General features: G+C 37.2%; 14 protein-coding genes, 2 pseudogenes and 1 CRISPR repeat array. Of the genes and pseudogenes, 5 read left to right on the top strand and 11 right to left on the bottom strand.

Annotated elements, in window-relative coordinates; all coding sequences use genetic code 11:
• Positions 1-118 precede the first annotated feature (118 nt).
• The 4 genes and pseudogenes from cas6 (at position 119) to H6G77_RS28705 (ending at position 4,012) form a co-directional block, all read left to right on the top strand.
• Positions 119-1,234: pseudogene (cas6, locus tag H6G77_RS28720) on the top strand (CRISPR-associated endoribonuclease Cas6).
• A 295-nt stretch (positions 1,235-1,529) separates the two neighbouring features.
• Positions 1,530-2,213: direct repeats of the CRISPR family, unit length 35 nt; unit sequence GTTTTCAATTAATTACCCCTCACGGGGATGGAAAC.
• Positions 2,214-2,330: 117 nt separating this feature from the next.
• The gene (locus H6G77_RS28715; protein WP_190873383.1) at positions 2,331-2,747 is read left to right on the top strand and encodes a XisH family protein; all 417 of its coding nucleotides are present in this window, start codon (positions 2,331-2,333) and stop codon (positions 2,745-2,747) included.
• The gene (locus H6G77_RS28710) at positions 2,735-3,073 is read left to right on the top strand and encodes a XisI protein (protein ID WP_015113645.1); all 339 of its coding nucleotides are present in this window, start codon (positions 2,735-2,737) and stop codon (positions 3,071-3,073) included. The genes H6G77_RS28715 and H6G77_RS28710 overlap by 13 nt, the downstream gene beginning before the upstream one ends.
• Positions 3,074-3,187: 114 nt before the next feature.
• Positions 3,188-4,012, top strand: a complete 825-nt coding sequence (locus H6G77_RS28705) for a hypothetical protein (RefSeq protein ID WP_190873382.1) — start codon at positions 3,188-3,190, stop codon at positions 4,010-4,012.
• Between the two features lie 11 nt (positions 4,013-4,023).
• Here the strand turns inward: H6G77_RS28705 and H6G77_RS28700 are convergent, their stop codons facing one another.
• The 9 genes from H6G77_RS28700 to cas10 are packed head-to-tail and all read right to left on the bottom strand — an operon-like array spanning position 4,024 to position 12,900.
• Positions 4,024-4,677: a hypothetical protein gene (locus H6G77_RS28700; protein WP_190873381.1), complete on the bottom strand. Its 654-nt coding sequence runs from the start codon at positions 4,675-4,677 to the stop codon at positions 4,024-4,026.
• Positions 4,678-4,700: 23 nt separating this feature from the next.
• On the bottom strand, positions 4,701-5,789 hold the full coding sequence (locus tag H6G77_RS28695; protein ID WP_190873380.1) for an RAMP superfamily CRISPR-associated protein: 1,089 nt from the start codon (positions 5,787-5,789) through the stop codon (positions 4,701-4,703).
• 19 nt (positions 5,790-5,808) lie between these two features.
• Positions 5,809-6,246 carry a hypothetical protein gene (locus H6G77_RS28690; RefSeq protein ID WP_190873379.1) on the bottom strand — a complete coding sequence of 146 codons (438 nt, stop codon included), beginning with the start codon at positions 6,244-6,246 and terminating at the stop codon, positions 5,809-5,811.
• Positions 6,243-7,220 (bottom strand): RAMP superfamily CRISPR-associated protein, encoded by a 978-nt coding sequence (locus H6G77_RS28685; RefSeq protein ID WP_190873378.1) that lies wholly within the window; start codon positions 7,218-7,220, stop codon positions 6,243-6,245. The genes H6G77_RS28690 and H6G77_RS28685 overlap by 4 nt, the downstream gene beginning before the upstream one ends.
• Positions 7,221-7,222: 2 nt before the next feature.
• Positions 7,223-8,092: a CRISPR-associated RAMP protein Csx7 gene (gene csx7 / locus H6G77_RS28680; RefSeq protein WP_190873377.1), complete on the bottom strand. Its 870-nt coding sequence runs from the start codon at positions 8,090-8,092 to the stop codon at positions 7,223-7,225.
• A gap of 5 nt (positions 8,093-8,097) precedes the next feature.
• A complete protein-coding gene (locus H6G77_RS28675; RefSeq protein WP_313933895.1) occupies positions 8,098-8,571 on the bottom strand; it encodes a hypothetical protein in 474 nt (157 codons plus the stop codon).
• Between the two features lie 32 nt (positions 8,572-8,603).
• Positions 8,604-9,881 (bottom strand): CRISPR-associated RAMP protein Csx10, encoded by a 1,278-nt coding sequence (gene csx10, locus H6G77_RS28670; RefSeq protein ID WP_190873376.1) that lies wholly within the window; start codon positions 9,879-9,881, stop codon positions 8,604-8,606.
• Positions 9,878-10,591 carry an RAMP superfamily CRISPR-associated protein gene (locus H6G77_RS28665; protein ID WP_190873375.1) on the bottom strand — a complete coding sequence of 238 codons (714 nt, stop codon included), beginning with the start codon at positions 10,589-10,591 and terminating at the stop codon, positions 9,878-9,880. Before H6G77_RS28665 ends, csx10 begins: the two co-directional genes overlap by 4 nt.
• Complete coding sequence (cas10, locus tag H6G77_RS28660) at positions 10,591-12,900, bottom strand: type III-B CRISPR-associated protein Cas10/Cmr2 (protein WP_190873374.1); 2,310 nt, start codon at positions 12,898-12,900, stop codon at positions 10,591-10,593. Before cas10 ends, H6G77_RS28665 begins: the two co-directional genes overlap by 1 nt.
• A gap of 1,072 nt (positions 12,901-13,972) precedes the next feature.
• Between cas10 and H6G77_RS35940 the strand changes: the two are divergent.
• Positions 13,973-14,059 (top strand): annotated as a pseudogene (locus tag H6G77_RS35940) (molybdenum cofactor biosynthesis protein MoaE); the annotation flags it as partial.
• A 126-nt stretch (positions 14,060-14,185) separates the two neighbouring features.
• Here the strand turns inward: H6G77_RS35940 and psb34 are convergent.
• Together psb34 and H6G77_RS28650 are read right to left on the bottom strand one after the other, a co-directional pair.
• Positions 14,186-14,356, bottom strand: coding sequence for a photosystem II assembly protein Psb34 (gene psb34 / locus H6G77_RS28655; protein WP_190588561.1), 171 nt, complete (start codon positions 14,354-14,356; stop codon positions 14,186-14,188).
• Positions 14,357-14,697: 341 nt separating this feature from the next.
• On the bottom strand, positions 14,698-15,039 hold the full coding sequence (locus H6G77_RS28650) for a cupin domain-containing protein (protein WP_190588560.1): 342 nt from the start codon (positions 15,037-15,039) through the stop codon (positions 14,698-14,700).
• Positions 15,040-15,044 lie beyond the last annotated feature (5 nt).

Here is a 15,044-nt window from a genome sequence, read left to right as displayed (position 1 = left end):
TTTTTTGAAGATGTGCTGCAACTATTTTTTCTCGAAGATCGACAGAGTATGACTTCATTTAGAGGTATTTATATTTTAATTTATTGTACCTCATAACAGACGCAAGTGCTGTAACACCGTGCCTCGACGTTCTCAAAAAAAGGCAGATACCTCTCCATATAAGCTGACATGGCCGCCAGACACAGAGTTAATCGGCTTAGAATTTGAGTTAGTCCCAGCAAAAGATTGTGACCTCTTCCCACAGTACACTATTGGACTCCACGCCTGGTTTTTGGAACAAGTGCGTTCCCAAGACCCAGAACTTTCAGCATACCTCCATGATGGTGAGTCATAAAAACCTTTTACTATTTCAGCTTTAAATGGAGAGATTACTAGTAGTGGTAGACAAATAAAATTATCTGCCAACACTTCCTATCGTTGGTATGTCACAGCTTTATCTCGTCGAGTGCAACAATGGATGGTGCAGTGGGTAAAAAATTTGCCAGAAGTACTTGAGTTAAGAAATGCACCTTTGCAAATTCATTCTGTTAGTATTGCTCATTCTCCTACAACATATAAGCAACTTCTAGAATCCGAGCATAGTGACACTATTGCTTTAAAATTTCTCAGTCCGACAAGTTTTCGCCGCAAAGGTCATCATTTCCCCTTACCAGTACCAGTAAATGTATTTCATAGCTACCTGCGACGCTGGAATGATTTTTCGGGAATGGCTGTTGACCAGGATGCTTTTTTGGCTTGGGTAGAGGATTATGTATTGATTACCCGTTGTCAACTTACAACTGCAAAGGTACTGGCGGGAAAAAAAGGCGCAGTCACAGGATTTACTGGTGCGATAGAGTTAACTTTGGCAAAGGAAGCAGCCAAGCAGCCACAATTTGAGCAATTATTTTATGCTTTAGGCAAACTTGCACCTTACTGCGGTACTGGACACAAAACTACTTTTGGCTTGGGACAAACACGTTTTGGTTGGTCATCTCAAGTGGTTCAAGATATACCTGATGTGCAAACTGTCTTGGCGAAACGCATTGAAGATTTAACACAGATATTTAAAGCACGACGCAAACGAACAGGTGGAGAACGAGCAGATGAAATAGCCACGAAATGGGCGACAATTTTAGCAAGGCGGGAAATGGGAGAGTCGTTGCAGGTAGTGGCAGAAGATTTAGAAATGCCTTATGAAACAGTGAAGACTTATGTCAAGTTGGCAAGACGCGCTTTAAAAACTGAGGAGTAGTTTGGTATACTCTGTTTCAAGAAAGCAGAACCTTGAAAACTTAATATTGCGTTTCCTGGTGAAAGTTAAAGTCTTGATTTTTACTTTTCACACGCAAATTTTTCGCGGGGGTAAGGCAATGCTTGAAACCCTGATTCTTCCGTTGACCCCCGCGAATCACTTACTCAGTAAGGCTTTGAGGTGTCTGTGATGGTGTCTAATTGTCAATAAAGTATGCTTATTGACAGTAAAATCAGACCCCCCGCGAAAATGGCACTTTCAAACCCAGTTGTAGCAAGTGTTCCAAAAGGGTAGTGTTTTCAATTAATTACCCCTCACGGGGATGGAAACTATAAATCTTGTTCTTCCCGTGTCTTCCAGAAAGCAATTGTTTTCAATTAATTACCCCTCACGGGGATGGAAACTTAAGCTTTTGCTCGATCAGTTGCTTTAAAACAGGGTTTTCAATTAATTACCCCTCACGGGGATGGAAACAACAACAAAGATTTTGACACAGCATATGCTGAAAAGTTTTCAATTAATTACCCCTCACGGGGATGGAAACATCGCAGAAATTGTCCATGCAGCCGGACGGTCGCTTGCAGGGTTTTCAATTAATTACCCCTCACGGGGATGGAAACAATGCTTTCTGATTCGCATCAGGAAGATATTGCATAGACGGTTTTCAATTAATTACCCCTCACGGGGATGGAAACCAAATCACATGTCCACTGGCTTTACCTGCGGGAAATGGTTTTCAATTAATTACCCCTCACGGGGATGGAAACCCCATCTGCAATCGGGGTATTAGCCCGTTGTGCATAGTTTTCAATTAATTACCCCTCACGGGGATGGAAACTTTTCAGAGGTTTTTTCTCCCTTCGCATAGCGAATGGTTTTCAATTAATTACCCCTCACGGGGATGGAAACAATATGGTAATAGCGTTTTCGATTGTTTGTGTGATGTTTTTAATTAATTACCCCTGACGGGGATGAAAATATCATCAATTACTGGATTGGGTAATAATGCGATCGCACAGCAAAACCACTGTTGAAACTGCATTTGATATAATAGACGCGCAGTGGTGTGATAAATACAAACAAAGTTTTTTGCTAGATGTCAGCTAGAGATTTATTTCATGAAGCGGTTAAAAAAGCACTCCAGAAAGAAAATTGGATAGTTACTGATGATCCCCTACAAATAGAATTTGAGGAGGTGACGCTTAAAATAGACTTGGGTGCAGAAAGGCTGATAGCAGCAGAAAGAGAAGGCGAAAAAATAGCTGTGGAAATCAAAAGTTTTGCGAGTAACTCTGCGGTTAGCGACTTTCATACCGCCTTGGGACAATTCTTGAATTATCAAATTGCACTGGAAGAAAACGAACCAGAACGTCAGTTATATTTAGCAGTTCCAGTTGATGCTTATGAAACCTTTTTTCAGACTAAACTTGCTAAAATTGCCGTGCGGCGACATCAACTAAAACTAATAATATACGATCCAATTATGGAAGTGATTGTGAGATGGACAAACTAGAGCAATACCGCCAATCTATCCAAGAAATATTAGCAAAACACAGTAAGTATAAACCTCAACGTGAAGAGATTGAAAACGAATTAATATTTGATACAATGCACGACCACTATCAATTGATGCGTATAGGTTGGAATGGTTTAAGTCGTGTGTATCACACTGTTATTCATTTTGATATTAAAAATGATAAAATCTGGATTCAGCAGAATATGACAGATGTGGATTTAGCACAAGAACTATTAGAGATGGGAGTACAAAAAGAAGATATTGTTTTAGGTTTGCAGCCACCATATAAACGTCCGTACACAGGATACGGAGTAGTTGTTTAATGTAGTTCCAATGTTGTTAAGGGAGTGCGATCGCTTAAGTTAAAGTTGGAATACAATAATGTGTGCGATCGCACATGATTAAATAGAGAAGTAATCGCCATCAACAAAGTACTTATGGATTGGCTACCCTCAATTGATTTATCCCACCTTTGGGATTTAGTTATTGCCCAAACTCCAACACCTACAATCACACCTTCACCAGTGGTAAGTCCCACAAAAAATATCAATGATATTGAACTACTCAAAAGTCAGTTAGAATTTCTCAAGGCTACAAATGGTCAACTAGGTGAAAGCTTTAACAGATTTGTTGCAGCAATGCAATTTACCTTAGTCGTATTTGGCTTTTTAGGTACTTTTTTAGCTTTTGCTATAGGTAAAAATTTAGATGATGCGAAAAAATTAGCCAGTCAATTAATTAACCGAGAAGTAGAAAATAAAATTACAGATTTAGTCCAGGCTGAGGTTGAGAGTGTCAAGCGTTCTTTGCAACGTGAAAGGGTAATTGGTTCAACAGTTGTTGATTATTACTTACCCAGTGATGATACAACAGAACCTGATGATTGTAAGCTATTGCGAACTAGAGGCTTTGCTAAAGTCAGGTTTTGCAATCAAAAGCGCAAGCCCAAAAAGCCACTAGGAGATATTTTAGTTTTAGATTTGATTAATTCTAAACTACTTGAAGGACAAGATTTTGTTGGATTATCAAAAGACGATGCGAAAAACAAACGAGAAGAAAAAGTAAGAAATCAGATTGACTTAGCATTAAACTGGTTAGACAAAACAACCGTTTTAGTAATTTATATCGATGGATTTTCTGAAGAGGTAAAAAATTTAGCAACACGAGTTGATTACTATTATGTTGCGGCAAATACTTCTGTAACTTTAATCGGAATTGTTGCCGATTCAGCTTATGTAGCAGATGGACAACATAATCTATAGGATTTTATTATTCATTTAGGTTTAATATATTTAATTTTTTTGGGAACTCCATCTTCTATTTCAGTTATTTCAACTATGACTGTTTGTCCGGTTTTTAATGACGTATAATGTTTTGGTTCTTTGACGGTTTTAGAAAAAATATTTAATAACTGATAGGTAACTTTATTGCCACTAATTTTTGTTATGTTGGCTTCTATTTTATTTCCTATTTGCAAGTTTTGAGATTTGGCAACTGTTTGTATTTCCATTTGCCGATTTGATACTGATAGCTTCTCAAAATCTTCTAGGGGAGTGACTTTGTAGTAATTAAATAAGCGAAAAGTCCAGCCCAAAATTTCTAATATATCTTTAGGATTTACTTCTGTATTTTTAAGATAATCAGTACAGGTCTTATGAATACTGCGACAATAATCAGGAGTTCTATCAGTTTGTTTAACACTTTTACTACTATCAGCCAGTGTTTTTAAATACTTAAAAAAATTTTCACTATTAGCTGACGGGTTTTGGCTAATATTTGCACGTAGGTAGGCAATTACTTTACCTAATTGCGAACGAATACCATCTTTACTTGCCTCAATGCGTTGTTGTTCTTGAACAAGCACTTTAGCAATATTATGGGCAGTATTCCACATTTGATCTTCTGATAAAGATTGTTTAGTTTCCACTGTTATTTGTCCTTAAATTACTACTATGAGTTTTTTGTTAACCCTAGTAAGGCTTTAATTTCTTGTAACTGCTTTAGTTGTACTAATGGTTGATTAGCCGATTTAACGACAGGTTTGTTAAGTTGATTTTTGGCTGTAGTTGTTTGGGGTTGTGGTTTGGCAGATTTAATAGCATCTAAAATGAATGTTTGTAATTTATTGCCTTCTAAATCTGAGGAGTTTGAATTATAAGATAAGTAACGATTAATGTTTAATTGCTCGATTTTAACTACATCTATTCTCATAGTTCCCATTCCCACAGCTTTACCGCTACCAATTTTTAATCCTAGTTGGTTTTCTGGGTCTTGTCCTAAAGCAATTAATAATGTTCCTAGTTGTGATTTTGTTAAGTTGGCATAATTCACATAAGTGGTGAACTTTTTACCTGTTTCTGCTTGTTGAATGCGAATTGTTGGTTTTACTTCTTCTTGGTAAGAATGGGGATAAAATTTGCGCCCGCGAATTTTATTATTTTTATCATAATAAATTTTTTCACCAGTTTCTAAATCAACAGCTTCAGGTTTCGGTGAAAATAAAGGAGTAATCAGTCCTGTTTGGAAGCCTGGTTTATCGTTATCAGGGTCATATTTCGCATCATGAAAATGTACTAGTCCCAGCCAACTCATTGCACCAAATGTTACGCAAGCTGGACAAAGTTGTGAGATATCTTTACACTCGCCGTAGCCATCAGGAACTTTTGCATTAGTTTTACATAAACAACTTCTTGTGATGGCTTCATATATTGAGCGTACAACTCCTTTGAGAGAACTGCCAGGAATGATTAGTCGCTGATTTTGTTGTACAGAAGATTGAATTAGACTAATTGTGGCAACATATTTAGCTGAGGTAGGATCTAGAGTTTGTTGTGCTAAATCGCTACCCATAACAGTAATACCTGAATTTACAGCTAAAGGTGAAACAACTGTTAAATCTAAAAATAACTTCCCACTAAAACGCTGAGTGTTGAGTTGATATTTATCATGTCCAAACTTATCCTTTCCATCTTTTGCTTGAATATTGACTCTCTCAGGTTTTTGTTGTGGTAAAGATACAAAGTCATAGTTTCTTGGCATATATTTTAAAGTTATAATTTTAGGTTTTGACAGTTAAAGCAACAAAATGTATGCTTGAGGTTTGAACATCTTGAAAGTATCGCTGACCTAACGCAAGCTTCTCAGGATAGATAAATCCTTTAGGGAATTTTGTCTCATCTTTATCATGGAAATAAGCATTGCGATCGCTAGTTATCCAATCTTTACCAATAGGATTAAATTTTGATTCTGTTTGAGGCTGATTTCGACTGAGCAATAACACTTGATAACCGTTATTACTCCGCTTCCAGCGTAGCTCTAATTCTGTGTTAAACATTTGCCCTTCTGGACTAGAAAAATCTGCTGGTAAATCAGCTAAAATACCACTAACTTTATATGCCCAACGCAGAAAATAATAACTAGGCTGCTGATAATAATCTTGCAGTAATTTTTGTAATTCTGCTGGAGATGAGACTTGTTTATATCCCACAAAACTCATGCGCCAACTCCTTTTGGTAATATCTCACGCCATTGACGAACAGCACGCTCAAATAAATCTGGAACACCTCTGTCATCTTCTCCTGTCCAAGTTAATTGCACCCCAAAACCATAAGACATTTCTTCGGCAGTGATTATAGTATCTTGTTTATCATTAATAGGAAATTTATAAGGGTTTTCGTCTTTCCCTTGTAAAAATTCTCCTGCTCCTAATAAAAACTTATTTGACCAATTTAACTCTTTACCAATGGCGTAGATTCTATCACCTCGTAACTCACAACCAGGATATTGCACCACAGCAGAATGATATTGCAATTTGACTGTACCCATACCGCGAGATTTGGCAAAACCAATGCCAAACCAGCCATCATCTAAATCGCGCAAGACTAAACCAATTAAACCTAATTGTGCCAAAGAGAAATTTTTAAGATGAATTTTGGTGCGAAAATCTCCAGATGTGCAAACTTCGTAATTAAATAATGCGCCGCGCACAGCAGAACCAAAAACGCGGTCAATTGCAACTCCATTACGTTCTTCAATTTTCAGGGGTATTGAAGTAGTCGGATAAGCATCTTGAATGCGGATACGACTAGCGATGCTAGTATTACCAAATATTTGGTCAGTAAAAGAAGATTGTTTATATATTTCAGCAGATGGTAATTTTTTGTAATATTCGGAATTTTCATTTTTCAAAGGGTCATCAGCCCAAAGCTCAAATTTATCTGATTTGGTTTCTGACGTAGGACGTTTATCGCTTCCTACTGTTCTAACAATACGTTCAGCATGAGCGCGAATTGCTCCTTTAAGCGAACTTCCCGGAAGGTAAACCGAACGTCCACCAGCATGGTAAGTTTCTACAAATTCCATGTTAGGCTTCGTTGGGTCTGCACCTTCTTTTCCCGATTTAATTAAAATCGGCCCGACAGGAATAATGCTGAAATCAATTGTGCAGTGGTTAACTAATCGCTTGTGCATGGTTAAACTTCTTCAGTTGTGGTTTGAGTTAAAGAATTTCCAGGTATTAAGCATCGTAAATGCCAAATTAAAGCTTGCGTCCATTCTTGTTTGAGTATTTCGATTTCTTCTTCTCCATATTGATAGTTACTCATGTTACCTGTAACTTGATTTTGCAGATAAGTTAAAAGCTTTTCCGCATCACCTTCAGCGTCAAACCATTGCATTTGATCAATTTTTAAACTCACAACACCCAAACCGCGAGAACGTCCGCCACCTAGTGGTATTTGTTCACTTTCAAACTGATGTAAACCAATTAACAGTAAGCCTAATTCCCATTTTTCTGCATTTTCTACTACTATTTTGAAATCAAAGCTTGTACCAGACGGAACTACTTGGAAATTGTAAAGTTTTCCTTCTGCTGCTGTTTCTGTATCACGGTCAATTGCTACCCCATCTCTTTCTTGATATTGCCCGAACCATGTATCTTGTACCACTGTCAAATCTCGTACCTGAAACTTACTAGCAATCCAAGGCGAACCAAAGAGACGAGAAATTAAATCAGTTTGTTTGAGTAGTTCATTAGTCAAAGTATAATCATCATCTTGATAATCTTCTTTGATTTTCTTGATGATTTGATTGCGAGCTTGACTAGTAAAATTAGCGGGGTCTTCAGCCAGACTCGTATCAATTCCTCGCAAGAAACTTTCAAGACGCGATCGCAATGCGCCTTTAAAGCTAGAACCGGGAATGAACGGTCGTTCTAACGCGTCTTTAATTACGGGTAAATCAGCCCCAATTGGCTCAGTAGAGCGACCAGCACTAATCCGTAATGCAGTAACACTAGAGAGTTTTCCTGTTATTTCTAAACGATTCTTAAAAGTATCAAACATAATAGCTAATTACCATTTTTATTACTTGCGTCTGCTGTGTCTCGATTTCCTTCTGCATTTCGAGGGTCAACAACAGATGAATTTGGATTTTTTTTCACTTCATTGAGATATTTTAAATAACGCGAACCGTAACCAATATAACGACGGATAAGTTGTATCCAGATATATTTCAAATCTGCACCTGGATTATCTGCAACAATTTGTTTAGCTCTTATTTGTAAAGAGATATCGATATCTTGAATTATTCTAGCTGCAAGCGAATTTCTACCTCTTCCCCATTTTTCATCCCTACCAACTTGATAACAAATAAAATTTTTAATTACCTCTGGACTATCAGTTGTATCCGCAACCCTCAGTAAATTATTAAATTGTGATTCTTCTAGTTTTTTATCGCCCGTTTTAATATATTCACAATTATCCAAAGCTGTTTCAATTGCAATCACTAAATCATCTTCAGCTTGATAAATTGCTTTTTGCACCTTCAACGCCACCTGTGGATCTGATATCTGAGTCATTTTGCATTCTCCCGAAAAACTTGATGAAACTCGTTGCAAACTTCTACTTGTCCAAAACCTTCACAGGTGCGATCGCCTATTCCTTGACTTTCCAAATCCTCTAACGCTGCATACCATTTTTCTGCTTCTGTTGTACTAAACAAATACACAGAACCTTTTGTAGTGACAAGTTCCACATCTTTCATCAACCCCCAAGCAGAGTTCCAGCCAGAACGATATTCATAGCTGCTGTAAGCAACGTGCATTTCTAGAGATGAATCAACTTTGGTAAAGTTCTTCAACATCTCGGCAGAAACTACCGTTGTGCGTTGCCAGTTTTCGGTAAGAATGGCATCAGATTGTAAATCAAGAGTAAAATAAACTCGACCTGTTAATAAATCGTCTTGAGGTTGACCAAAAATAGCCCAAAGATTCCATCTATTTTTTAAGGCTTCGTTAAACTCATCAATTCGAGATTTAATGCTTTTCGCTGGTGATTGTCCTTTGCTAACTTCAATTTTGACTTTGCCTAAACCTCTAGAAGCCGAACCACCAATGCGAAAGTTCAAGGGATTTCTTTCGATAAATCTTTGCAATTCTTCAGCTAAAGATTCATTGGAAACTACAACAAAACTCCGAAAAACAAATTTATCCCATTCATCTGTCTTAGTATTTTTCAAGAAAGACTCATTCAAAACTTGTACGCTGTAAAGGATTTCTTCTTCCGCAGTGGCGCGACGGCGATTAATTCCCACTCGTGTTAAAAAGCGGCTACTTGCATCGTGGCTGTAATATTTATTGTCTATTTTGCTATAAAAACTATTGTAAGTTTCAACCTGGGGGTTTGTGCCTTCTGCGATCGCTTTTGGGTCGCTGGGGTCGTAAGGTTGATTATAGGCTGTGGCACAAAAAGCATCGATGAGAGTATCAAAAACTCCATGTGCGCCACGACTGGAAGTAAAGCCAGGATTAGTTTTGGAACTAACAGCAGTTGCAGGTAAAACCTTGATAGACTGATTTACAACTATCGATTTATCGTCTATTTTCGCAACTGCGGGGTAAGCATTGCCAAAAATTGCGGGATTTTCCCCTAAAAATAGACTTTGAAAATTGCCGCCATCCTCTGCTAAATTTGCCGACTGCTGACCAGATAGTTGTAAAATTTGGTAGGCGATCGCACCCCGCAACACCGAACCAGAAATATAGTTTTCCACTTCGCTCACAGAACCACCGGGTTTTTGTCGTCCTGGTGCGAGGGGAGATAAAGCTGTGATAGTTAGTTCCAGTCGTGTCATGATTCCGCCTTTGGTAATAAACTTAACCAAACTGCATCATCGTTAGAAATCTGCGGTAACTCTTCCCAATGCAACCATCCTAACCCCGCAGATTTGCTACCACCCAAGGCATGAATATGATGTAAGGCTGCAAGTATCAAGGGTTTGGCATAATTTGGGTGATTTGGTAACAGATGAATTTCTCCTGCAAAACTTAATTGAGTATTGACTGGAGAAGTTTCTAACAAATACAATTTTTTCTCCTCTGCGGTGCGTCTTCTGCGGTTAATTGTCACACCAGGACGCAAAACTTCTGGCAAATCTTTCGCCGCAAAAGAGCAAATTAAGTCATCAACAATCACCCGTGAAGGTAAAATCGGATCGCCAAATATCTTAGAAACAAAACAGTGATATCCTCGATAGCCTTCAATTGTATAATCGTTTTTAAACCGAGTTTCTACCTCTTTTTCAGTCGGACAAAGTGATGTAGCTGAAGGTGCAGAAAATATTTGCCATCCTAAACTACGTGCCAGCTTTTCGCATTCATGACGCAATCTTCCTTTAAGCTGCGAACCGGGTATGATAAGTTGTCCTTGTGCATTACGAACTATAGGTTTATCAGCCAATGAACCAGAGGAACCACCTGCACCCACACATAATGCAGTATCAATTACAGCTTTAAGTTTAAAAGTATCAGTTTCAACAGCAGAAAGGCAATCTAAATAAATCATTAACTTACCTCTAGTGTAGTTGCTTGTTCGGTAAGAGGTTCTGTTTCTTCAGCAATAAAGGGATACAAATCTACTAATTCCCGCCAAATAGTTTCGTATGTCATTTTCGCTTCTTTTGCATCTTGTGAATTACTTTCTTGTAAAGACATCCAAGGTGATAAATTTCCATGATTAGATGAATCTTTTGGTTGACACCAAGCTAATTCAAAGTTGTCTTTCAATTCTTGTTTAGCTACTTCATTAGTTAGTCGAATCCGAAAATAACGATAGTTAAGGATAGCTGTACGCTTACCTCGTTCCAGTAAACTGCGGATTTGGTATAGTTGAGAACGAGGAAATTCAGCTTTTTTAAATGCTTTAACCGTTTCTAATAACCCTCCCAATTCATATAAAGTATAGGGAGAGGCATATAGCTTTAATTTGGATTCTCCATCTTTATTTTTAATTAATCCTTCTTCTCGAAACTCCTTAATATTTGAGGAAATCATCGTTACAGCTTTCATAACTAAAAAATCTACTGTCCCACCATAATATTTATGTTTTTTCTTCAAATCTTTCGCATATTTTTTAGCCGATTTGAGTAATTGACTTACTAATTTGTCTGCATAATAAATTGGCGTATCCTGTGCTGTAATCAATACACCAGTTGACATACTCAACAAACATTTAGAAGGTGGTATACTACCTGTGTTATAGCGATGAGCTAATAAATTAGGTGCTGTTTGCTCTAATGAATATCGTCCAGTTCTCCCTAAATATTCTTCAAATTCATCACCGATAGTTTTAGCGATTTCTAAAGCTTTATCAGCAGGAACAACTAGTAATACATCATCACCACCAATAGTAATAATTTCAAAAGGATGAATCCAAACAGGTTCTTTATTAGTTCTACTAGATTTAGCATCAGGTGTATATTGATAAGGATGCAAATATTCCGCTAATGCTTTGTAAACAGATTTTTCTGTAGCCTTAAAAATATCTTCGCTAAAAAGCCGATAATCTTGTGGAGTTTTAATTTTCTGCCGGATATAACCACCCATATTATTACCATCAGCATATATATAAGCCACAAATCCTGATGGTTTACTGGCTGATGCAATTTCTCGAAGAGAACGTGCTTGTTCTACTTCTTCATGGACATTACCATAATATCGACTGGCTAATTGTTGGTTCTCATCTTTATCAAGAAAGTCCTCAAACTTCTTCACCCATTTTGAGATCCAAATATCAAAAGGTTGCCATTCCAAGTTGGCGTTATTATACCAACCGTGAGAACTGTCCACTTTAGCAATCTCTCCTACCAAGCGTTTTCGCGCTAGAGGTTCCGACAAAAAACTACTATTTGGTAACTCTACTTTCATAATTGCAGAACGGCGATCGCTTTCATCTCTCTGCACATAAGGATGAGTTTCAAATATCGGTGGATAGCAGCGACTTGGACGTTCTTTGTCTGTTGGTTCTTTTTTGGGTAGTTTATTACCGTTGCGTCTTTGTGTGAACTGGTTTGCTAATTTTCCCACCAGTTCATTAAAATTCTTACGATTTTGGAACCTTTCAAAAGGATCGTTAACTTCTGCTTGATCAAAATAAGCCCGAATTATCAGATTGTCTTGGTTATTCTCGTACTTATCAAACCAGAAAGTATCTTCAATTTTTTCTTGCAACAAACCAAACCGAAATTCTAATAGCTTAAAAGTATCACCAACTGCACAGGAATTAGCTGTTAAAGTTTCATAAGTATAGCGTTTTTCAATAGCATTCGCTAAATCATTAACAAATTCTGCTGGACAAAATACCAGAATGCTACCACCTGTAGAATAAATAATTAGCTCAGGAATTAAAGCTTTTCTTAAATTAGGAAAATTAGTATCTAACCACTGTTCAATAGATAGCGATCGTTGTCCCTCACTAAAAAATGCAGGTAAATCAACCAAATTTATTCTGTCCAGAAGTGCTGAAGCACCACGAATATCAGGTAATTTCGCAGCTTCAAAAACATACTGTTTAATCTTAGTCGCACCACCATAAACCAAGCCGATGCGTCTCTTGTCTTCCCAAAGTTTTAAGTAATCCTCTTTTTCTTTTAACTCATTAAGTGTTTGAGGAGTAGAGTCTTCAAAAGTATTGTAAAGGCGCTGTGCCTGTTGAATAAAAGTTTTTGTACTTTCTGGCACATCTTGCCCCTTTTGCAATGCCTGTCGCATTTGGTGCAGGCTACTGAGTTCATCCTGACTAAGATTGTTCTTTTTGTCCCAAGCGAGACACCAGGCTAGTGCAGTAATTATCCTTATGCGAGAATCGTCATTCATGTCGTTAAATCAGCCGTTCAGAGATTATTAACTATCTGTCGGGACTTTTTTGTGAGCCGACACATTTTTTTAGTGAGTAATATTTTTATCTTTTAAGTATCTACACTAACTTATACTGAGTTTCCAGTCAAAATAAAAATATTTTATGTTTTACCTCTAATAAGCGACTAATATTTTTATCTGATGAAATTCAATTAACTTATAGGCACAAATGTTAATTTATATATTTTATTGGTATTTTTTATTGCTAGATAAAGCAGATATTATTAAATTTATACTGATAAAATCTTTATGCTTTAATTTACTAATTAGCTTGATGAGACTCAAGTACCAAATATACTTTTTAGTAGAATAAAGAGTATGAATGGGCAAACAATTTATCAAAACCTAAGTAATCTTGATTTGTTAATTGGTATTTTAACAATCTTTTCTTCAATAGCTGTTGGTGCATTTACCACTTACAAATTTCTCGATACTATTTTTAAACGAAAAAGAATATTATTTAAAATTTTGGAGAGAAAAATTAAAATATTCGATCCACCCAATAAATGTAATAGGGATATGAATGCTGAATTTGCATAAATTCAAAAGAATCCTTTATTCAAAAAAGTAGAATCTATATTAATTCCTAATACTAATGTTATGCAAATCAGTAATATAAATCATGGAAGTCTTATAATTTTAGGAGTTGGAAATGATTTTAATTACTTTGAAGCCGTATTTAATGAAGCGAAAAGACAGAGAAGTCCCATTATTATCTATACTTATGGTGATAGTCAGGTATTACAAAAAAATCACTGGGACTTACTAAACACATATCGGTGGTATTCTGTATCCACTAGTCCTCTTCGCATAATTTCTGACATTTTTGCTATTCTTTCTACTTTTATTTATGAAGATAAGTAACAATGATGCTCTGGCGAGGTATTGGCCGAATTAGTTCTCTGGAAAAGCAATGCTTGCTGAGTTTTGGTAAGGGCGATCGCAATTGTTTTACCCCTACATCCCTACATGTTATGTTGTATACACACAAAATTTTTGATTTGCTAGACTTTTAGCATGTAATTGCTTACCCTTTTGGAAAAAAGAACACTGGCAAAATGGTTCTAGCACTTGGGTGAGTATTGGCGCTTGTGAACAAGCTGGGGAAAGTTGTTAATACTCAATTGCTGAAGCTTGTGTTTTGTGATTATACGAATAATAAAAAACCTCGGCGAAACTAACCGAGGTTCAAGGAGAAGGTCTGAATGTCGATGGGAGATACCGATACCGAAGTCTAAAACTCTTAGCTAACTGCAAAAGCAAATAATACTAAACCTGTTACAAACAAACTTGCAACGGCAGCTTGGATAACGTAACGACGCTGTTCCCAAATTGCTGGGTATTCAGCGTAGTAAATCTGGGGTTCGGTTGCATAGTTATTTAAAACGCCATCTTCATTAACGGTGGTATACATAATTTTTTTCCTTGCTTGTTAACTTATGTAAACAAATTTAACAAGTTTGTTACAAAACGTCAACTAGACTTGACAAAAAAAAATTTATTATTTTCATTACGCTAACTTATCAGCTGCTGGCGGAAGGGTAATACCATTTTGGATTTTGGATTGAGAAAGGGTTTACAGGTAAACTTTTGGACTGGACTTCCTCCATACACCCTCAATACGGTTCGGATAAGAAACTTACTTGTGTAGGCAAGCAAGGGTGCAGGGGTGAAAGGGGGAAGGAAGGTACGCTCTCCCCTGCACCCGAAGCCCCTCCGCCCCCCTGCTCACCTCAACAGGTGAACTATGAACATTTAATTTTCATCACGTCCATGAACTTGGGCGGGTGGACTGGTGGCTTCTACGGCGGTGAATGATTCAAGAATTTTGTAAGTGTGGTGTGAACCTTTGGGAATAACCCAAGAACTACCAGGTTCTAGCAAAATCATTTGTCCTTCGATGTGCAGTTCTGCACGACCATGAATTACATAACCAACAGTTTCATATTCCCGTGCTGTTGGTGGTTTATCTTCTCCTGGTTGTTCATTTTCCCAAAGGCGCATCGAAACTGTTTTACCAGAAGCTAGATATTTTTGACCGAGTTTACCTTTGGGTGAATGGCTAGAATCTATTTTGTTAACGCTGGTGTCAGTCATATTTC

It is taken from the genome of Aulosira sp. FACHB-615 (assembly GCF_014698045.1).
Lineage (GTDB): Bacteria > Cyanobacteriota > Cyanobacteriia > Cyanobacteriales > Nostocaceae > Nostoc_B.
This window is presented reverse-complemented; position numbering and strand designations above follow the sequence as displayed.

What these genes read in the sequence shown, in the direction of transcription:
- H6G77_RS28715 (WP_190873383.1), top strand. Translation starts at nt 2,331, where the DNA reads ATGTCAGCTAGAGATTTATTTCATGAAGCGGTTAAAAAAGCACTCCAG.
- H6G77_RS28710 (WP_015113645.1), top strand. Translation starts at nt 2,735, where the DNA reads ATGGACAAACTAGAGCAATACCGCCAATCTATCCAAGAAATATTAGCA.
- H6G77_RS28705 (WP_190873382.1), top strand. Translation starts at nt 3,188, where the DNA reads ATGGATTGGCTACCCTCAATTGATTTATCCCACCTTTGGGATTTAGTT.
- H6G77_RS28695 (WP_190873380.1), bottom strand. Translation starts at nt 5,789, where the DNA reads ATGCCAAGAAACTATGACTTTGTATCTTTACCACAACAAAAACCTGAG.
- H6G77_RS28690 (WP_190873379.1), bottom strand. Translation starts at nt 6,246, where the DNA reads ATGAGTTTTGTGGGATATAAACAAGTCTCATCTCCAGCAGAATTACAA.
- H6G77_RS28685 (WP_190873378.1), bottom strand. Translation starts at nt 7,220, where the DNA reads ATGCACAAGCGATTAGTTAACCACTGCACAATTGATTTCAGCATTATT.
- csx7 (WP_190873377.1), bottom strand. Translation starts at nt 8,092, where the DNA reads ATGTTTGATACTTTTAAGAATCGTTTAGAAATAACAGGAAAACTCTCT.
- csx10 (WP_190873376.1), bottom strand. Translation starts at nt 9,881, where the DNA reads ATGACACGACTGGAACTAACTATCACAGCTTTATCTCCCCTCGCACCA.
- H6G77_RS28665 (WP_190873375.1), bottom strand. Translation starts at nt 10,591, where the DNA reads ATGATTTATTTAGATTGCCTTTCTGCTGTTGAAACTGATACTTTTAAA.
- cas10 (WP_190873374.1), bottom strand. Translation starts at nt 12,900, where the DNA reads ATGAATGACGATTCTCGCATAAGGATAATTACTGCACTAGCCTGGTGT.
- psb34 (WP_190588561.1), bottom strand. Translation starts at nt 14,356, where the DNA reads ATGTATACCACCGTTAATGAAGATGGCGTTTTAAATAACTATGCAACC.
- H6G77_RS28650 (WP_190588560.1), bottom strand. Translation starts at nt 15,039, where the DNA reads ATGACTGACACCAGCGTTAACAAAATAGATTCTAGCCATTCACCCAAA.